14 protein-coding genes, 2 tRNA genes and 1 pseudogene are annotated in these 20,133 nt (G+C 59.6%); 7 read left to right on the forward strand and 10 right to left on the reverse strand.

All coding sequences use genetic code 11. The features are described from left to right. A pseudogene (locus tag HGT1_RS17155) lies at nt 1-246 on the reverse strand (hypothetical protein); the annotation flags it as partial. A 430-nt stretch (nt 247-676) separates the two neighbouring features. Then, nucleotides 677-751 (reverse strand) — tRNA-Phe (locus tag HGT1_RS17160). Between the two features lie 448 nt (nt 752-1,199). On the opposite strand from HGT1_RS17160, the gene HGT1_RS17165 reads away from it, so the two are divergent. The 6 genes from HGT1_RS17165 to urtE all read left to right on the forward strand — a co-directional run bounded on the left by HGT1_RS17165 (nt 1,200) and on the right by urtE (nt 8,371). Further along, a complete protein-coding gene (locus tag HGT1_RS17165) occupies nt 1,200-2,006 on the forward strand; it encodes a crotonase/enoyl-CoA hydratase family protein (RefSeq protein ID WP_176251183.1) in 807 nt (268 codons plus the stop codon). Between the two features lie 501 nt (nt 2,007-2,507). Beyond that, nucleotides 2,508-3,767, forward strand: coding sequence for an urea ABC transporter substrate-binding protein (urtA, locus tag HGT1_RS17170; protein WP_375708116.1), 1,260 nt, complete (start codon nt 2,508-2,510; stop codon nt 3,765-3,767). Nucleotides 3,768-3,829: 62 nt separating this feature from the next. Beyond that, nucleotides 3,830-5,764, forward strand: coding sequence for an urea ABC transporter permease subunit UrtB (gene urtB, locus HGT1_RS17175; protein ID WP_176251185.1), 1,935 nt, complete (start codon nt 3,830-3,832; stop codon nt 5,762-5,764). Between the two features lie 3 nt (nt 5,765-5,767). Beyond that, nucleotides 5,768-6,934: an urea ABC transporter permease subunit UrtC gene (gene urtC, locus HGT1_RS17180; RefSeq protein WP_176251186.1), complete on the forward strand. Its 1,167-nt coding sequence runs from the start codon at nt 5,768-5,770 to the stop codon at nt 6,932-6,934. Then, a complete protein-coding gene (urtD, locus tag HGT1_RS17185) occupies nt 6,931-7,683 on the forward strand; it encodes an urea ABC transporter ATP-binding protein UrtD (protein ID WP_176251187.1) in 753 nt (250 codons plus the stop codon). Before urtC ends, urtD begins: the two co-directional genes overlap by 4 nt. After that, entirely contained in the window at nt 7,676-8,371 is a 696-nt protein-coding gene (gene urtE / locus HGT1_RS17190) for an urea ABC transporter ATP-binding subunit UrtE (protein ID WP_176251188.1), read from the forward strand. Before urtD ends, urtE begins: the two co-directional genes overlap by 8 nt. Before the next feature lie 9 nt (nt 8,372-8,380). On the opposite strand, the gene HGT1_RS17195 is transcribed toward urtE, so the two are convergent. The 8 genes from HGT1_RS17195 to HGT1_RS17230 all read right to left on the reverse strand — a co-directional run bounded on the left by HGT1_RS17195 (nt 8,381) and on the right by HGT1_RS17230 (nt 19,878). Further along, nucleotides 8,381-9,034: a DUF3726 domain-containing protein gene (locus HGT1_RS17195; protein WP_176251189.1), complete on the reverse strand. Its 654-nt coding sequence runs from the start codon at nt 9,032-9,034 to the stop codon at nt 8,381-8,383. Further along, entirely contained in the window at nt 9,031-10,710 is a 1,680-nt protein-coding gene (locus HGT1_RS17200) for a hypothetical protein (RefSeq protein ID WP_176251190.1), read from the reverse strand. The genes HGT1_RS17195 and HGT1_RS17200 overlap by 4 nt, the downstream gene beginning before the upstream one ends. Then, entirely contained in the window at nt 10,707-11,687 is a 981-nt protein-coding gene (locus HGT1_RS17205; RefSeq protein ID WP_176251191.1) for a membrane dipeptidase, read from the reverse strand. Before HGT1_RS17205 ends, HGT1_RS17200 begins: the two co-directional genes overlap by 4 nt. Continuing rightward, on the reverse strand, nt 11,684-12,697 hold the full coding sequence (locus HGT1_RS17210) for an Ldh family oxidoreductase (protein ID WP_176251192.1): 1,014 nt from the start codon (nt 12,695-12,697) through the stop codon (nt 11,684-11,686). Before HGT1_RS17210 ends, HGT1_RS17205 begins: the two co-directional genes overlap by 4 nt. An 89-nt stretch (nt 12,698-12,786) precedes the next feature. Further along, nucleotides 12,787-13,665, reverse strand: a complete 879-nt coding sequence (locus tag HGT1_RS17215) for a transglutaminase family protein (protein WP_176251193.1) — start codon at nt 13,663-13,665, stop codon at nt 12,787-12,789. Between the two features lie 3 nt (nt 13,666-13,668). Beyond that, nucleotides 13,669-16,059: a circularly permuted type 2 ATP-grasp protein gene (locus tag HGT1_RS17220; RefSeq protein WP_176251194.1), complete on the reverse strand. Its 2,391-nt coding sequence runs from the start codon at nt 16,057-16,059 to the stop codon at nt 13,669-13,671. A 3-nt stretch (nt 16,060-16,062) separates the two neighbouring features. Beyond that, complete coding sequence (locus tag HGT1_RS17225) at nt 16,063-19,374, reverse strand: DUF2126 domain-containing protein (RefSeq protein ID WP_176251195.1); 3,312 nt, start codon at nt 19,372-19,374, stop codon at nt 16,063-16,065. 429 nt (nt 19,375-19,803) lie between these two features. After that, a tRNA-Thr gene (locus tag HGT1_RS17230) sits at nt 19,804-19,878 on the reverse strand. A gap of 84 nt (nt 19,879-19,962) precedes the next feature. Between HGT1_RS17230 and HGT1_RS17235 the strand changes: the two genes are divergently transcribed. Then, the gene (locus HGT1_RS17235) at nt 19,963-20,133 is read left to right on the forward strand and encodes a hypothetical protein (RefSeq protein ID WP_176251196.1); all 171 of its coding nucleotides are present in this window, start codon (nt 19,963-19,965) and stop codon (nt 20,131-20,133) included.

Below are 20,133 nucleotides of genomic sequence, written 5' to 3' on the forward strand. Positions count from 1 at the left end.
GCAACTTGGGGAATGTCGGTTCACCCAGCCCCCTTTGGTTGTTCCTATTCCAATGCGGAGTTCTATATTGAGAAAGATCAGCTCAATATCTCGCAATCGACCAATTTTCTTCGCTTCCAGAACCTTCTCGTAAGTGTGCGTCAGGTAGTAATCAGTGACACCAAGTGCTTTGATTTTTGGCGATGCGTTTTCAAGTGCTGTTAAATAATCCTCCCAAGCGCTCGGCCCTTTGAACTGATCGTTCATGATTGTACCGGGGGCATGAGTATGTGGCTCCCACCTGCGCCACTCTGAACCTTTATTTAACACAGACTAGAATTCCTTTTCGTTCAAATTACTTCGCTACTCACCGACTGCCATAGCTGCCAAAACAAAAAGGCCTTCGGCTGCAATTCACTGAAATCAGATGTGTTTTCAGCAGGTCACTAAGACAATGTCATTCTTAGATTAGCGGCAAGCTGGATGGATTTCACTATCAAATTCCACCTATAGGTGAGTTCAATGAGGGTGCGAAGTAGGCATAGGTTCGCTAGCTCGTTTTGACGAGAGTTGTACTCAGCGGATTACGATTGGATCAATTGTCCATTCATGGCACCCATATGGCACCCAAGAAAATGGGAGCACACAAGACTCACGAAAAAATTCAGGAATAACTATTATATATCAAAGGTTTAAATGGTGCCCAGGGGCGGAATCGAACCACCGACACGAGGATTTTCAATCCACTGCTCTACCCCTGAGCTACCCGGGCACGCCAATGAAACCAAAGGCTTCTAAGTCCAATTTAATGAAGTGACTTAAAACTATCTGAATAGCATTTCGTCGCTGCATGTTGTGGTCGGGGTGTGACCATCAAACGTCGTTAAACTCAGTCGCAGCTAATCTTACATACGGGGGCGGGTGTCAAGAGCGTCCTGCAGAGTTTTTCCATGATTGGGGAAACATTTAGCACGGGCGAATTATCGACCCAACTGTCAGAGAACCTTCGGCATTTGATAAAGCAATTGGGGGTTGAAAGGAGGGGGCGCATAGGGCCTGAAAATCCCGGGGGGTTTAGTACCCTTTAGGCCCGCCCCCCGCTGTCGCCTGCCTTTGGAAGTGAAGGGCACATCACCTCTGGGCCTTGGCATATTTCCTGAATACTGTAGTGGAAATATGTTGGCCTTCCGGCGGACATGACACAGAATAAGGATCACAGAATGCCCCTAACAATCGACATCGCCCGTTTTACCAACCTCAAAGTCGAAGACCACGGGGACGGGCTTTGGGGTGTCACGTTGAACAGGGCCACAAAACGCAATGCTCTCGACATTGCGACGATCGAAGAACTGGTTGATTTCTTTTCGGTGGCACCGCGGGCTGGCGTGCGTGCGGTAGTTCTGGCGGGGGAGGGCGATCATTTCTGCGCCGGCCTTGATCTGATTGAACATCACGACGAAGACCGCAGCCCGGCTGATTTCATGCATGTATGTCTGCGCTGGCACGAGGCTTTCAACAAAATGGAATATGGCGGCGTTCCGATCATTGCCGCGTTGCAAGGTGCTGTTGTGGGCGGCGGGCTCGAGCTTGCCAGTTCGGCCCATGTGCGCGTGATGAACGAAACGACCTATTTCGCATTGCCAGAAGGGCAGCGTGGCCTGTTTACAGGCGGCGGTGCCACGATCCGGGTCACTGATCTGGTCGGCAAGTCGCGCATGATCGACATGATGCTGACCGGGCGCGTCTATCAGGGCAAAGAGGCGATGGACGTGGGGCTGGCGCAATATATCGTCGAAGGGTCCAGCTATGATGCGGCATTCGCGCTGGCCCGAAAAGCAGCGCAGAACCTGCCGCTTTCCAACTTTGCGATCTGTTCGGCTGTCAGCCACATGCAAAACATGTCGGCGATGGATGCCGCCTATGCCGAGGCCGTGGTGGCAGGGGTCGTGAACACGCAACCCGATGCCCGCGCGCGGCTGGCGGCCTTTGCAGATAAAACGGCGGCCCGTGTCAGACGTAATGACTAGGGGCGATCAGAGCCCTGCCGCCAGATATTTCTAGTTTCAAACGCCACCTCCAAACGGGGTGGCGTTTTGCTTTTGGGCCGGTGAATCGGCCTTGTGCGGTCAGGGAAAAGCGGGGGGTGCACCTAATAGTTGTGCATGTTGGCGCAGTAAATAGGCAGTCTTACGCTTCGCCTTTTGCGCGCGCGTCTAAAAAATAAGCAAAAAATCATTTTTCGCCCAATTGGTGGGCGGTCGTGTCGATCACGGTCCCGTGTGCCTTTATTCTATCTGGTAAATGCTCAGATTGCAGACACATCCTAGCGTCATGCCGAACTGGCTGCATCGGCGCACAGAGGGCGATCCTGGCAGATACTTCCCCCCGTGCGACGACCACAACAATACTGCTGCGGCCCCTAGATATATTGTTCAGGGCTTTTGCGAAAGTGTGTTTTCCACACCCGAGCACGCAGCAACATCAGGGGATACGAAATGGAATATTCAAAAAAAATAGCGGCTTGCGCGATGACAGCCTTGTTGGGCACCACGTCGATGGCGATGGCCCAAGACTGTGCCGATCCGGTCAAGATCGGCGTGCTGCATTCGCTGTCCGGCACGATGGCGATTTCCGAGACGACATTGAAAGACACCATGCTGATGCTGGTGGACGCGCAGAACAAAAAAGGCGGCGTTCTGGGCTGCCAGATCGAAGCGGTCGTTGTCGATCCGGCATCCGACTGGCCACTGTTTGCTGAAAAAGGTCGCGAACTTTTGACCGTGAACGAGGTCGATGTGATCTTTGGCTCCTGGACCTCTGTGTCGCGCAAATCTGTGTTGCCCGTGCTGGAAGAACTGAACGGCCTGATGTTCTATCCGGTTCAGTACGAGGGCGAAGAATCCTCCCAAAACGTATTCTACACCGGTGCCGCGCCCAACCAGCAGGCGATCCCGGCGGTTGATTATTACCTCGAAGAATTGGGCGTCGAGAAATTCGCGCTGCTGGGCACCGACTATGTGTACCCGCGCACCACCAACAACATCCTGAAATCCTACCTCATGTCCAAGGGCATCGCCGAGGAAGACATCTTTGTGAACTACACGCCTTTTGGTCACTCTGACTGGGCGACGATTGTAGGCGATGTTGTGGCGCTGGGCGAAGACGGCAAACAGGTTGGCGTGATTTCGACGATCAACGGCGACGCGAACATCGGCTTTTACAAAGAACTGGCCGCCGCAGATGTATCCGCAGACGACATCCCCGTCGTTGCCTTTTCGGTGGGCGAGGAAGAACTCTCCGGTCTGGATACCACGAACCTTGTCGGGCATCTGGCCGCGTGGAACTACTTCATGTCGGCTGACACGCCTGCAAACGCTGAATTCATTGAGACCTGGAAGGCGTTCATCGGTGACGACAAGCGCGTGACCAACGACCCGATGGAAGCGCATTACATCGGCTTTAACATGTGGGTGAACGCAGTCGAACAAGCCGGCACCACAGATGTTGATGCCGTGCGCACCGCCATGTACGGCCAGACTTTCCCGAACCTGACCGGTGGCATGGCTGAAATGTTGCCAAACCACCACCTGACCAAGCCGGTCCTGATCGGCGAGATCACAGCAGACGGCCAGTTTGACATCATCAGCCAGACCGATCCGGTTGCGGGTGATGCATGGACAGACTTCCTGCCCGAAAGCGCCGTTCTGACCTCGGATTGGAAAGAACTGGGCTGCGGCATGTACAACACGGAAACAAAGACCTGCGTTCAGCTGACATCCAACTACTAAAACTTGGCAACGGGCGCGGGATTGATCCTGCGCCCGTCTGACTTCTTGACCAAAGGTATCCCATGCTGCGCCATTTCTTGACTCTCTTTATCTGGCTTGGGCTTGCGGGAATGGCCGTCGCTCAAGACCTGCAACCGAGCTTGCAAGCCCATGCTGGTGAAATTGCCGATCCCTCGCGCAGCTCTGTGTCTGTTGCGTTGGATGATCTGGTCGCCTCGGGCGCGCCGCATCTCAGCGATTTTCTGGAGCAATGGCAGGACAAAGGCGTCTGGCAGCGCGATGCGGATGGCGTGTTCTTTTACGCAACCGAGAATGGCGATGATCTGTCCTTGCGCGATATTGATACAGCCCAAGAAACGACGGCCCCCAAGTCCGGCTTTTCACAGTTGAAGCCAAACGGCGGGGTGCGGCGATTGATTGGCACTGCACTGGTGCAGTTTCAGCTGACCGACCCCGATCTGGCGCGGCGGACATCCGCGATTGAATCGATTGCCCGCAGGCCGGACGCCAGCCAACTGGCCCCGTTGCTGAAATCCATCGACCCCGAAACCGATGCCACGCTGAAAGCGCGCAAGATCCAGCTGGCGAATTTCATGTCGGCCAGTTTTGCACCCGATACAGGCGACAGGATCGCCGCCATTACATCAATGTCCAGCGACACCTCGATCGAGGCGCGGGCGGTGCTGAACCAGCTTTTGTCGGTCAAGGCAGTCGTTTCGCCGGACGCGCCCAAAGGCAACATCGCCCGCGTTCTGAAACCTGGCCGCGACCTGAGCGAGGCTGACGCCTATGCCCGGTTGGTTGACGCTAAACTCGCCCCGCCAGTGATTTCACCCGCGGCCATGCGGGATGCGCTGGCGGCAAATATTGACGGGGGCCGCGTGGGCGGCATCCCCACTGCGCAGCTTGATACCCAAACCATGCGGGAAAAGGCCTATGCCGCGCTGGCTGCCCAAGGGACCGTTCCGCCGCTGGTAAGCCAAGACGCGAAAACAGACGCGGTCGCCGCGCATTCCTTTTACGAGGTGTACGAGGAGCAAGACCCCGCCGTCACGGATGCCGCACGCGCTGCCCTCGATAGTATCGAAACCCGCGTTGGTGCGGCACAAGCGGTTGATCTGACGCTCGATGCGCTCTCGCTCGCGTCGATCTATTTTCTGGCGGCCATCGGGCTGGCCATTACCTTTGGTGTGATGGGCGTGATCAACATGGCGCATGGTGAATTCATCATGATGGGGGCCTACACCGGCTATGTCGTGCAGCAATTCGTGCCCGACTATACCCTGTCGATCATTGTTGCCCTGCCGCTGGCCTTTGCCGTGACATTTGCCGCAGGTGTAACGATGGAACGCTTGGTGATCCGCCATCTGTACCACCGCCCGCTTGAAACGCTGTTGGCGACGTTCGGGATATCGGTCGCGCTGCAACAACTGGCCAAGAATATCTTTGGCACCCAAGCCCGCCCGCTGACCTCTCCGGGGTGGCTGGATGGCGCGTGGGTCGTGTCGGACGTGATCCAGATCAGCTATATCCGCATCGCGATTTTTGTGATGGCGCTGATGTTTCTGGCGCTAATCCTGTTCGTGCTCAAACGCACCCGACTGGGGCTCGAGGTTCGTGCTGTCACGCAAAACCCCGGTATGGCCGCCAGCATGGGCATCAACCCCGACCGCATCAATATGCTGACCTTTGGCCTTGGGTCAGGGATCGCTGGCATCGCAGGCGTGGCGATTGGTCTGTACGCCAAGGTGACGTCTGAAATGGGGGCCGATTACATCGTGCAATCGTTTATGACCGTGGTCGTGGGCGGGGTTGGCAACGTCTGGGGCACGCTTGCGGGCGCGTCGCTGATCGGGTTCCTGCAAAAGGGCATCGAATGGTTCAACCCGTCCAACACGCTGGCGGCGCAAACCTATATGGTGCTGTTCATCATCCTGTTCATTCAATTCCGGCCCAAGGGCATCGTCGCCCAAAAAGGCCGGGCGGCGGCGGATTGACCCATGCATAAAACATTTATCTCGCAAAACCCGTCGGTCCTTTGGTTCATCGCTTTACTGGGCTTGTTCACCCTTGCCGTTACAGTGGGGTCCGAAGCATTCGGCACCGGGCTCATCTCGACCTCCATGGTCAAAACTTTGGGCAAGACGCTCTGCCTGTGCCTGATTGCCATCGCGATGGATGTGGTCTGGGGGTATTGCGGTATCCTGTCGCTGGGCCACTTTGCGTTCTTTGGCATCGGCGGCTACGCCATCGGCATGTGGCTGATGTATGCCCGCACCGAAGGCATCGTGCTGAGCAGCCTGTCCGGTCAGGCGATCCCGTCGACCAGCCAAGAGATCTCGGACGCCATCGGCAACCAGATATTCGGCGTGGTCGGGAGTTCTGACTTTCCGTGGCTCTGGGCCTTTGCCGATAATCTGTTCCTTCAGCTTTTGATGGTTATCGTCGTGCCCGGCCTGCTTGCATTAGTCTTCGGCTGGCTGGCCTTCCGCAGCCGCGTGACGGGCGTGTACCTGTCCATCCTGACCCAGGCGATGACCTTGGCATTGTCGTTGTGGCTGTTCCAGAACGACAGCGGCTTGCGCGGCAACAACGGCCTGTCCGGATTGCAAAACATACCGGGTTTTGAGGGGTCCTCCCAAGCGGATATCAGCCTCGCGTTCTTCCTTGGCTCTGCCCTTGCACTGGCGCTTGGTTATCTTCTGTTTGCATGGGTTGTGTCAGGTAAAATGGGCAGCGTCGTTCAGGGCATCCGCGACAACGAGGCGCGCGTGCGTTTTCTGGGCTACCGCGTTGAGGGGTACAAACTGTTCATCTTCACGCTCACGGCTGTGATCTCGGGTATCGCAGGGGCGCTGTATTATCCGCAGGCGGGCATCATCAACCCGGCCGAGCTTGCCCCCATCGCATCCATCTATCTGGCGGTCTGGGTCGCCATTGGCGGGCGCGGGCGGCTTTATGGTGCGGTGATCGGGGCGGCCTTCGTGTCGCTGCTGTCCAGCTGGTTCACCGGGGGCGGGGCACCTGCAATTGATCTGGGGTTCTACACGATCTTGTGGACCGATTGGTGGCTGGTGTTGTTGGGCGTGTCATTCGTTTGCGTCACGCTGTTCTTCCCCAAAGGAATCGGCGGATTGTTTGACTATCTGGTGAGGAAACCATCATGAACAACACCTTGCTGGAAGTGTCGGGGGTGTCGGTATCCTTTGACGGGTTCAAGGCGATCAACAGCCTGTCGATCCAGATCGCCGAACCCGAATTGCGCGCCATCATCGGGCCGAACGGCGCGGGTAAGACCACCTTTATGGATATCATCACGGGCAAGACCAAACCGGACGAAGGTGTGGTGATCTGGGGCGAACGCAACATCTCGTTGCTGGGCATGTCAGAGGCTGACATCGCCAATGCGGGCATCGGGCGGAAGTTCCAGAAACCAACGGTATTCGAGGCGCAAACGGTGCGGCAGAACCTTGCCATGGCGTTGAAAAACCCGCGCGGGCCCCTGGCCGTTTTGCTGCACCGCAAGACGCCAGCCAATGCCGCGCGGATCGAAGCGATTGCCGAGGAAATCGGCCTGTCCGACAGCTTGCCCCGCATCGCGGGCGAACTGAGCCACGGGCAAAAACAGTGGTTGGAGATTGGCATGTTGCTGGCGCAGGAACCGCGGCTTTTGCTGGTCGATGAACCTGCTGCGGGCATGACGGTCGAGGAACGGGAAAAGACCACGGATATCTTGAAACGCGCCGCGCAAACCCGTGCCGTCGTGGTGGTGGAACATGACATGGAATTCGTGCGCCGTCTGAACTGCAAGGTCACCGTGCTGCACGAGGGGTCTGTTCTGGCCGAAGGCAGTCTGGATCACGTGACATCCAACCCCACCGTTATCGAAGTTTATCTGGGACGTGGTCATGCTTGAAGTCGAAAACCTTGATCTGCACTATGGTCAAAGCCGCATCCTTTACGGCATGTCATTCACCGCGCCGCAGGGGCAGATCACCACGATGGTCGGCAATAATGGCGTTGGCAAAACCAGTACGCTCAAGGCGATTGCGGGGCGTCACGCCGCATCCGGTGGCACGATCAAGGTGGATGGCAAGCCGGTGCGCCTGAACACTGCGTTTCAGGCCGCCAAGGCTGGCATCGCCTATGTCCCGCAGGGGCGCGAAGTATTCCCGATGATGACCGTGTATGAAAACCTTGAGACCGGATTTGCCTGTTTGCCCAAGGCTGAACATTTCATTCCCGACGAGGTGTTCGACCTGTTCCCGGTGCTGCGCGACATGCAATCGCGGCGCGGTGGTGATTTGTCGGGCGGGCAACAGCAGCAACTGGCCATTGCCCGTGCGCTGATCACCAAACCCAAGGTTTTGTTGCTGGATGAACCGACCGAAGGCATCCAGCCAAACGTGATCGAACAGATCGGCGATGCCTTGCGTCTGCTGCGCAGCAAGGGCGAGATGGCGATCTTGCTGGTCGAACAGAACGCCGATTTCGCCTATGCACTGGGTGACAGTTTCATCGTGGTCGAAGGCGGGCGCAACAGCCCGCGCAAGCTCAAGGAAAAATACTCAAAGGCGGATTTGATCGCGGACCTCGCGCTTTAGGCGCGCGGCCTAGTCATCATCCAGCCCAAGCCCGCCAGCCCCTTTGGCCGAGAGCGCCGATGACGGCACCGTCATTTTCAACGCCAGGCGGTCCAGCCGGTCATATTGATCGCGCGAAACCACTGCGTTTTGGTCTGCCGCATTGTGGGGCGGGTCAGGGGCATGGCGGGTGGGGCCGATCGTGACCTCGGCAATCATTTCCGGCCCGGCACGACCTGCCAAAACCTGAACGCAATCGCCTGACACGCGCAGCCAAGGGGGCGCGCCCAAGCTTACATCAAACGCCGTATCTAGCTGCTTTGCAGCCCGCACGACAAACGGCACCAGCATCAAGGGGCCGTTGATCGGGCCAAGGGACAGCGCGCCAAAACCCGGCCCCTCTGGCAAACACGCGAAATCCGACAGCGTGGCACCGACGTGCAACCCGCAAACGGGTTCATCTGCATGCCACCTGCCAATCGCGGGGATAACCTGTCGTGACATCGGGGTTTCAAGCTGATGCAAAACGGCATTTGCCCAGTTGAACTGATGCGCCGCCAGCCATGTGGCGGCACTGGCGCATTCCTCGGCCATGCCCCAATCCAGCCCGGCACCCCGCGCCGCGCGCAAGGACAGCGCGCTGATTTCGGGCATCGTCAGCCGGATCTGGTCCGCCGCCGTCACAGGTGCGGTTCCGCATGCAGGTCATCGGGGTAAGGGGCGTTTTGAAACAGGCTGATGCGCACCCAGCGGTCCGATCTGGGGTCAAAGCGCGACGCCCCGAAACACGCCAGCTTGCAGCGCAGCATATCAATCGGCAGCATGTCACCGTCGATCAGGTTGTCGCGGATTTCGGCAAAGGGCCGCGTTGCGGTCAACTGCACGCGACGCACCATCGCCCGATGATGGGGATGCGCCAGCAACAGCCGCGCCATAGGGGCATCGCCTGCGAAATCGCCAAGCGTATCAAACAGCGCGGCGGCCTGCCGACCGATATCAAGCGGCAACTCGCGCTCGCTTCCCGGTTCTTCAAACCGTTCGCCCAAGCGTGGCTCAAGCTTGTCTTCGGACACATACCAGAACCGGCCAGCGGCCTTGCGATCTGCATAATCGACCGCAAGCGCCCAGTTGTAATTCTTGGCCAGCAACGCCTTGAGCTCATCAACCCGCTGGGTCCCGTCTATGGCAAATGCCGCCGTTTCATCTTCGCTCAGGCAGTCGGCCAACCCGTCAATCAGGTCGCCATGGGGTTCAAGCAACAGCGCCAGCAGGGCCTCTTGTGCTTCGATCCCCAAGACCTTCTGACCCCATTGCCACAGCGCATCCCACGGCTGGTCAGTGCCGCTGTCCCAATCGCTCGCGACATGGGTCGCGATCTGGGCAAGCCCTGCACGCAATGCCCCGAGCCGCGCTTGCTGAAGCGGGTGCACGCTGGTCCAAAGCGCTGCGTTTTGCTGGACGGCAGTCAGCGCCTGAATGAACCGTTCGACCTTGTCTGCCTGGGTCGCTTTCTGGGCGCGCACGCGGGCCAGCGCCTCTTCGCGGACCATCATCCAGTTATTAAGCAAGACCGGATGGCGCACCAGAAACGGTGCCATGCCAAGCCCCGTTGAATTGCCCACCCCAAGACTGCGCCGCAAGCCTCCCGCAAGCGGCACCGCAGCCGCACCGCCGCGCAGCTGTGCCATGTGGTTTACCAGATCAACGGTAAAGGTGCGGATCAGCCAGACGGTCAGCATCTCTGCCTGAAACGGGGCGGCTGTCTCGGGGCGGTCGGTCAGGCTGTGGTGGGTCGCTGCCCCGAATTTCCCCGACCCGTAAACAGCCGTGGTGCGCATCAGATAGCCCGTTGCGGCCAGATCATCCGCACTGGGTTGGCGACCCTTGGACAGGCATTGAACGACAGTCTCGAACAGCCGCACCGACCGGTTGGCGCGGCTGAGCGTCAGCTCTTTTTGCGTGACACGTCCGGCTTCTTGCAGCGGTACATTCGCCGCGAGCCGGTCAAGGTCCTCCGCATCCGGCACCCCGTCAAACAGGGCAAAGGTCGCATCCCAGGCGGTGGCAATGACCCGATCCGACCGCATGTCGGCAGGCAGATCATGAGCAAAGGCAACGAGGCTATAGGTCCGTTCAGGGCCGATGGCGCGGTACATTGCGCGGCCCACACCGTTTGCATCAATATCAAACACAGGCCGGTCAAATTGCCAGGTCTCGCGCTGCATCCGGCGCAACAGGATGCGCAGGAAAGACAGGCGGGTCGGGTGGGCAAGACCCAGCCGTGCCAATCGCATCACCTGCGCCGGATCACGGCGAAACTGCGCCGCCTGCGGAACAGGGGACAGCGGCGCGCAGGTCATTTTGCGGGGCCAAAGCTGTCGTGGAAAAACCGCGCCCAATTGCCGCCCATCAGCGCGTCTGTATCCGCCTGCGAAAACCCGATGTCGCGCAGGCCCGCCGTCAGGTTGGGCATATCGGCGTTGCCGCCGAACCAGTCGGGCATGGGCGGAAAACCGGGCGCATCGGCGCTGCCTTCGCCATAGTCGATGCGTTTGGTCCAGCGTCCGGTGCGCATCCATTCAACGATGCTGTCGGGTTGATCCTGACACAGGTCCGACCCGATCCCCAGATTGTCGATGCCATAGCGCTCGGCGGTGCGTGCGATCATTTCGCAGAATGCGGCCAGCGTACAGGCACCGCCATTCTTCAGGTGATGCGGGTAGATCGAAAACCCCAGCATGCCCCCCGTGCCCGACAAGGCCCGCAAGACCGTATCAGATTTGTTGCGCAATGCCGCGTGCCAGTCAGCGGGGTTGGCGTGGGTGATGGCAATGGGGCGGGTGGAATGGTCAATCGCCTCAAGGGTGGATCGTTCGCCGGAATGGCTCATGTCGACGACCAGCCCGACGCGGTTCATCTCGGTCACGACCTCGCGGCCCATGCGGGTCAGGCCCGTGTCGTCCTCCTCGTAACAGCCCGTCGCCAGCAGTGATTGGTTGTTATAGGTCAACTGCATAAAGCGCAGGCCAAGACGGTGCAGCACCTCGACAAGGCCGATGTCGTCTTCGATGCAGGACGGATTTTGCGAACCAAAGAAAATCGCCGTGCGCCCGGTTTCGCGCGCCAAAGTGATGTCGTCTGCGGTGAACCCCTGAAAGACCAGATCGGGGTGGCGTTCGAAATGACGGTTCCAGGCTTCGATGTTGAGCACCGTTTCGCGGAAATTCTCGTGATAGGTGATCGTGGCATGGACGGCATCAACCCCGCCCGCGCGCATCTCGCGGAATATCTTTTCGGACCAGTTTGCGTATTGCAGCCCGTCAATGACCGGGCTCATGCGGCGGGCTTTCCTGCGGCGTTGATCCGGGTCAGCAGCGCATCGTCTACAGTGACCCCTTCGGCCTCGATCCGGGTGCGGTTGTCGGCGCGGCGCTGGCCGGGCAGGCGCGCACCGTCCTGATCGGTGATCGACGTGGCAAGGCGCAGCATCGCCGCATGAAACCCGTCGCCACCAAAGCCCGCCGGATCAATCGCGATAAAGAACTGTCCGGTGCCGGGCGGTCCGCCCTTGGTGCCCGAAAAGGCGCTTGCCTCGGTGCTGAGGTTTGCGCCCGACAGCGCGGCGGCCAGAACTTCGACCAACAGACCGACGCCGAACCCCTTGTACCCGCCCGAAGGCACCATCGACCCCGCCAGTGCAGCATCCGCATCCAGGGTCTCATTGCCGTCGGCATCCAGCGCCCAACCCGGTTCAATCGCCTTGCCCTCGCGGCTGCGCAGCAGGATTTCGGATTTGGCGATGGCGCTGGCCGATTGGTCAATCACCAGCATCGCGCCGCCAGCCCCGTCTGGCACGGCGATGGAAAACGGGTTTGTCCCCACAACTGGCTTACTGCCACCGGGGGGCGCGATGGATGCGGGCGCATGGGTAAAGCAAAGCCCGATCAGCCCGTCCTGGGCCAGCCGTTCCGCGTGATGGCCCAGCACACCGCAGTTATACGAATTATGGATGCTCAGTGCCGCAACGCCATTTGCCTTTGCGGCTTTGGTGAAACTGTCCCAGCCCGCATCAATTGCGGCATGGGCAAAGCCGTTATCTGCATCCACGCGAACGGCAGCGGGGCGCGGGGTGGTCACCGATGGAATTGCGGTTGGTGATACTTTGCCACACAGCAGATGTTCGGCGTAGATCGGCACATATAACAACCCGTGGCTGCGTATCCCGTCCCTTTCGGCAAGGCGCGTTGAGCGGGCAACGGAACTGGCGGCGGCTTTTGTTGCCCCTGCCTCCATCAGCGTTTCACAGGCCAGCTGTTCTACGGCGTCGAGCGTCAATTTATGCTGCATGATCTCTCCCAATCGGGAGGATAATGACGGTTAATCCCTCTGGATCAATGAAATTGTGACATGGGGGGCGGACGGGGCCTGCCCCGGCTTCAGTCAACCACGGCCATATCGACGGCTTGGGAATTGACCTGCGCCCCCGAGGATCGCAAATGCCCGATCACCGGGCTGACATCCGAATAGTCGCGCCCAAAGGCCACAACGATGTGATCGGTGCCCACCAATGTCGCATTGGTCGGGTCATATTCGACCCAGCCTTGCGCAGCGCCGCACCACGCGCGGACCCACGCGTGCATGGCATCGACGCCTTCCAGCTTGACGCCGCCGGGGGGCGGCAAGGTCCGCAGGAAACCGCTGACATAGCCGGACGGAATACCAAGGGACTGCAAGGCAATGATCATGATATGGGAAAAATCCTGACACACGCCGCGACGCTTTGAAAATGCCTCGGCGGCGTCGGTGTCAACATCTGTCGCGGTCGCGTCAAAGGTCATCGCCCCGTGCAATGCCAGCCCCAGCTGGCAGATGATATCGGTGACCGGTGCCGACAGATCGCAGGTGTCGCGGGCAAAACGGGCGATGTCGGCGTTTGGCAGCAGGCGCGGGGCAGGCCCCAGAAAATGCAGCGGCGAAGCAGGCCCAAGGTCGCGCGACCGGGACAGATCAAGCGCAAGCTGCCCCAGCCCGCTGCCACCTGAATGGTGTCCGGCAGGGGCCATGACGCCGACCCGCGCAGACATGCGGATCACCATTTTCTGATGTTGCTCTGAGTGGGTGACAGAGCAGACGGCATTGCCGAAGAAATCAACGCTATCGTGGCGATTGTCGGGTGGGGGGAAGATGTCGATCAGATGCGCCGTCAGATGTTGCCGGTTCGCAATCTCGCGCGGCAGCACCCGCAAGGCATGACGCCCGTTTCCGGCGGCCTGCGCATAGCGGTGCGAGATGGTAAGGCGGATATCATAGCGCATCGGTCAGACCAGATGTGCTTGGGTCAGGGCATCGGCGATCGACCAGATATCGCGCTGGATTTTCAGCAATACCTTTGGCGTCAGCTCGGCCGGGGTGCTGGCCGCAAGCTGAGTTTCCAGCAACAACGTTTTGCGGGCCACTTCTGACAGGACATGGCTGCTGCTTTGCCCCGGGAGGTCGGAAATATGCCATTTGGCGCGGGACAGATGATAGCGGATCGAGCGGGGGTTCTGGTCGTCGACGCCCAGCATGTCGGCCACCGCAACCGGGTCCGCCAGAATGGAGAATCGCGCGCGATAGGACACCACGCTATCGCCGATCTCGAGCGCCAGATCCAACGCACCGTCGGGCGCGTCGGGCGACAGCAGTTTGGCAAGCAAATGCGCCATGTTGGATGCCCGTTCCAGCGAGATGCCAACGCTTAGAAAGCGCCACCCGTCCGACCGGTACATGTTCTCGTGGACCAGCCCTGCAAATCCGGTGATCTTGCGCAGCAAAACGCTGATCTCTTTGGGGATGTCCTCAAGCGGGACATGGCGGTTTTTCAGGCCGTCGGTTGTTGCAACCAGATCATGCAGCGCCATCATCCCGTCGGGAGAAAACCTGTCCCCGATCCGCCGCGCCGCAACAAGTGCCTGTTCAAGCGGGGATTCGAAGGTGGCGGCCATGGCACCGGAGCTTGCGGCCACACCGCCCATCAGGTGATCGCGCAGATAACGCAACAGCGGTGCATCTGGGTTGCCGCCGTCGTTAATGCGGGCAAAGCAGGCCCTGAACAGCCGCATGTTATGTTCTGCGCGTTCAACGTATCGGCCCAGCCAGAACAGGTTATCCGCCGCGCGGCTGGGCAGGGCAGCCCGTGCCGACAGACGCTGGGTCGAGCCGGACCCTGAGACCAGCAGGCTGGGGGTTTCGACCGTATTGCCGCCGGTGATCCAGACATCGGCCACCTTGCCGCCGCGCTGCATGGCAAAGGCGGTTGCATCATCCCCCGCACTGACCCGCGCATAGCCGCCGGGCATCACCTGCCAGCCTTGTGGGGTGCGGGCCACAAACAGGCGGATGCACATGGGCCGCGCCACCAATGCACCGTATTCATAGGTCGGGGTGGTCGAAAGGGTGATCACCTCTTGGCCGACCAGTTCGCGGCCCGACCGGTTCAGCAGTTCTGTCATCTTGCCCGCTTCTTGCGGGCTTGCGGTTTGGGTATCGGCCATCATCGGTTCGGTGGAAAAGGCGGAGCCGACGATCATCCGGTCCCGGTTGGCAATCACATGGTCGCGTTTGCTTTGCTCGCCGCACCACCATGTCGCGATATTGGGCAGTTTCAGCGCTTCGCCGAAATGCTGGCGGGCAATCTTGGGCAGGAACGCCATCAACGCGCGCGTCTCGAGCACGGCGGCCCCGATGGAGTTGACCATATTGACCCGTTGCCGGGCCAAGGCATCCACCAAACCGGGCGTCCCGATCAGCGATGTCTGGTCCAGCGCAAGCGGATCGGTCAGCGCGCTTGGGATACGGTTCCAGATGACGCTGACAGGTTTCGGCCCTGCAACGGTGCGCACCATAACATTGCCGTCTTGCACGATCAGGTCTTCGCCCTCGACCAGCAGCAGGCCCAGATACCGCGCGATATAGGCGTGTTCGGCATAGTTCTGGTTGCCCTGACCGGGCGAAAGCAGGGCGATTTGCCCGTCTGATTTGCCGCGCAGTTCGAACAATTGTTGCTGAAAGTCGCGAAAGAACCCGGCAATCCGCTGGATATTGGCGCTCGTGAAGAAATTCGGGAAAACCTTGGTCATCGCCACACGGTTTTCGATGGCAAAACCGGCGGTTGACGGTGCTTCGACCAGATCGCTGATGACCCACCATTTGCCATCGGGCCCGCGCCCGATTTCAAAGGACAGCAGGTTCAGGAAATGCCCCGACGCCGGTTCAACGCCGACCATGGGCCGCAGCCACGCGGGGTTCTGGGTCAGCAGGGTTGCGGGCAATTGCCCCGAGGACACCAGTTCGGCGGGGCCATATAGATCGCGCAGCACATAATCCAAAAGCTCGGCACGCTGGATAAGCCCTTCCGAGATGCGCTCGAATTCGTCCTGATCCAGGATCACCGGAACGGGGCTTAGGGGCCAATCACGGTCTTCGGATGCGGTGTCGTTATATTGGCGGAACCGCACACCTGCGTCGTGCAGATATTGGTTGCCGCGTGCAAAACGATGCGCAATGTCCTGATCGCCCAACCCCTGCAAGTGGTCCAGAAACGGCTGCCAGACCGGTTTCACGTTTCCGGCCTTGTCCACCATCTCGTCGCGCGCACCGGCCTGTTGCCGGTATGCGGTCAACAGGTCACGGGGCGCGCTTTGCGTTTGGGAGGTGGGGGATTTTTGCATCTGTTACAAACCGGGACGCCGCCGCAAATCAAGCGTCATGGGGAATTCGGGATGCGGCGTTTCATCAGGCGGGGTGAAGCTGCTGGTCGTATGGCCCATCGGTTCAAACCGCGAAAGACGCCGCGCCTCTGCCTCGTTGCCATTCACGGGGAAGGTATCGAAATTCCGCCCGCCGGGATGCGCCACGTGATAGCGGCACCCGCCCAGGGAACGCCCCGTCCATGTGTCGTAGATATCGAACGTCAGGGGCGCGTCGACCTCAAGCACCGGATGCAGCGATACCGCAGGTTTCCAAGCTTTGAACCGCACGCCGCCAACGCGTTCTTCGGTCTTGGCAGTTTGCTGAAGGGGCACGAACCGCTGGTTCGCCGTCACGCGATAGCGGTCGGGGTTGGGGCCGGTCAGCTTGACCTGCAAGCGTTCCACCGAACTGTCGGTATAGCGCACCGTGCCGCCGATCGCGCCGGTTTCACCCAACACATGCCAGGGCTCTAGCGCCTGACGCAGTTCCAGCGTCATGCCCTCATAGGTGACATCACCGCAGAAGGGGAAACGGAACTCGGCCTGCGCTTTGAACCACGCGGGGTCCAGCGCCATGCCGTGCCCCTTGAGGTCATCCAGCACGTCCAGGAAATCATCCCAGATACAGGCGGGCAGCATGAAACGGTCGTGCAAGGTGGTGCCCCAACGGGTCAGCTTGCCGCTGATCGGATGTTCCCAGCAGCGCGTGATGATGGCGCGGATCAAGACCTGCTGGGCAAGGCTCATCCTCGGGTTCGGGGGCATCTCGAAGCCGCGGAACTCGACCAGACCCAGACGGCCTGTGGGGCCATCGGGGGAATAGAGCTTGTCGATGCAAATCTCGGTCCGGTGGGTGTTTCCGGTCACGTCGATCAGGCTGTTGCGCAGCAAACGGTCGGTCAGCCATGGCGGGGGCGGGGTGCCTTCGGCCGGTGGCCAGATCTGATCCAGCGCGATTTCCAACTCGTACAGCGCATCATGACGCGCCTCGTCGATGCGGGGGGCCTGGGATGTGGGCCCGACGAAGGTGCCCGAGAACAGATAGGACAGGCTGGGATGACGCTGCCAGAACAGGATCAGGCTTTTGAGCAGATCAGGGCGGCGCAGGAACGGGCTGTCGGTGGTGGTTGCCCCGCCGACAACCACATGGTTGCCGCCGCCGGTGCCGGTATGCCGACCGTCGATCATGAATTTATCGGTACCCAGACGGGTCTGGCGGGCTTCCTCGTAAACCGTTTCGGTGGTGTGCACACATTCCGCCCAGGACGCGGCAGGATGCACGTTGACCTCAAGCACACCGGGGTCGGGGGCTACGCGGATCACGTCGATGCGCGGATCGCTGGGCGGCGAATACCCTTCGATCAACACCTTGCGGCCAATGGTCTTGGCGGCGTTTTCCGTGGCCGAGATCAGTTCGAGGTAATCCTCGAGCGTTTCAACAGGCGGCAGGAACACGCACAGCTTGCCATCACGCGGTTCAACCGAGATCGCGGTGCGCACGGCACCGGTCAGGTCGCCCAGCGTTTGTTCCACCTGCGTCTGGCTGATGCTGGTATCTTCGGTGCGGCTGGCAATCGCCTGAGGGCGCTCCTGCTCAGGCGCGACCAGCGGTGTGCGCGGCTCTGACGGGTCTTGGGGATAGACGAAAGGATAGTCGCTGGCGGGGATATGGGGCAGGGTGCCAAGCGGCAAACGGTAGCCCACAGGGCTGTCGCCCGAAACCAGATACACTTTGCCACGGCGCAGGTTCCAGACCTCTGACATCCAGCGGCTTTCTGCACGGGCCTGCCAGCGTTGAACCGGCAAAACATAGCCCGCAGGCGTGGTCAGCCCGCGTTCAAACACCTTCGCGATGCGGGCGCGTTCTTCGGGGTCTTTCAGCTTGGAATTCTCGGGCGTGACGTTTTCGGGCAGGTTGCTTTCCTTGATGATCCACTCGGCAGGGTCCTCAAAGGCGGGCAGCACGTTTTCACCGGGTACGGACAGGCTGCGCGCGATTTCGACCAACAGCGCCTGTGCGTCACTGGGGCCGACATCTTCGTGCGTGTCTTCGCGGGCCAGCAGATCGACGTCTTTCCAGATCGGATGCCCGTCCTTGCGCCAGAACATCGAAAACGTCCAACGCGGCAGGGTTTCGCCCGGATACCACTTGCCCTGACCGTAATGCAGCAAACCGCCGGTCGAGAATTTATCCTGCAAGCGGCGGATCAGCTTATCTGCCAGCCCGCGTTTGGTGGGGCCAACGGCATCGGTGTTCCATTCGGACCCCTCAAAATCGTCAATCGACACGAATGTGGGCTCGCCGCCCATGGTCAGGCGCACATCGCCCGCCTCAAGCCGTTTGTCGATGTCCTGCCCCAGTTTGTTCAGCGCGTCCCACGATACATCCGAAAACGGCTTGGTGATGCGCGGGTGCTCTGCCGTGCGCCTGACCTGCATATCGAACGAGAAATCGACCTCGGCATAGGATGCGACACCGGCGATCGGCGCGGCGTTCTGGTAATGCGGGGTGGCGGCCAGTGGCACATGGCTTTCGCCCGCCAGCAGCCCCGATGTCGGGTCAAGACCAACCCAGCCCGCGCCGGGCAGATACACCTCGACCCAGGCATGCAGATCGGTGAAATCTGTTTCGGTCCCCGACGGGCCATCAAGGGCTTTCAAGTCAGGTTTCAGCTGGATCAGATAGCCGGACACGAACCGCGCTGCCAAACCCAGATTGCGCAGGATCTGCACCAGCAACCAACTGCTGTCGCGACACGACCCCGAGGCACGGCCAAGGGTCACCTCGGCGGTTTGCACGCCCGGTTCCATGCGAATCTCGTAGTTGATCTCGGACGCCAGTCGGCTGTTGAGCATCACTAGAAAATCGACCGTGACCATCGGATCGCGCGACACCGTCTTCATGAAATCCGACAACAGCGGGCCGACAGGCTCCGCTTGCATATAGATGCTCAGGTCGGGCGCTATTTCATCGCCATATGTAAAGGGGAACTTGGTCGCAGATTCCTCGACGAAAAAATCGAACGGGTTGTAGACCGACATGTCAGCGACCAGATCGACCTCGATCTTGAACTCCATCACCGGTTCGGGAAACACGAAACGCGCCAGCCAGTTACCATAAGGGTCTTGCTGGTGATTCACAAAATGATTTTCCGGCGACACCTTGAGGGAATGCGAAATCACCCGAGTGCGCGAATGCGGGGCAGGGCGCAGGCGGATAATCTGCGGCCCCAGCGTGACCGGACGGTCATATTTGTAATGCGTAAGGTGATAGATACTGGCGGTAATTGACATAAATTGGGTGCTCCTGAGGGCAGCATGGCGACTTGGGTGCAGGGCAGCAACACAATAAGGCTGCCATTCCGGCCACCTGTCGGCAATTTGACCGGATCGCATGTTGCTGGCTGCCGTATTGTGCTGTTGTTTCAGTCGGGTAGCAGGATTTTCAGGGTTCATCCCCAAAGACTGCGTTTCGCCGCCCTGCCTAATTTATCAGCAGAGATGTCCGGCGATTTCATGCCCTCCAAGGTGCCGTTGCGCAGGAAAGTTCAGGGCCGCCAAAAAAATCACCGCGCGCGACCACATCAAACAAAAATTCGAAAAAACCGAAACATCCCCGAACATAGCGCGCAAGACAGAGTCGGTCGCAATGATGGGCCGACAAATTGCGGCCCGCGGGTTTCATGCGAAACCGTGTCTAAGTGCCTATTTATATGGGGATAATGGTGCTGAAGGGGAGGATTGAACTCCCGACCTCGTCATTACCAATGACGCGCTCTACCACTGAGCTACTCCAGCACGTTGGGCGGCTGATTAGACGCATTCTTAATATGGTGCAAGGGCTATCTGGACCCTGACTGCCCGCTGCGCTAGACAATCGACATGTCACAAGGTACCGCCCCTCCAAAGCCCAAGACCGCCAAGGCCATCCGCGAGGATCGCCTCAAGGCTGCGCTGAAGGCAAATATGGGTCGGCGCAAGGCGCAAGCACGCGCGCGCCGGGCCGAGAAAACGACAGACAACGGCCAAGCTGGCCAAGATACGGAAGGCTGA

Source organism: Sulfitobacter sp. HGT1, assembly GCF_013282155.1.
Lineage (GTDB): Bacteria > Pseudomonadota > Alphaproteobacteria > Rhodobacterales > Rhodobacteraceae > Sulfitobacter.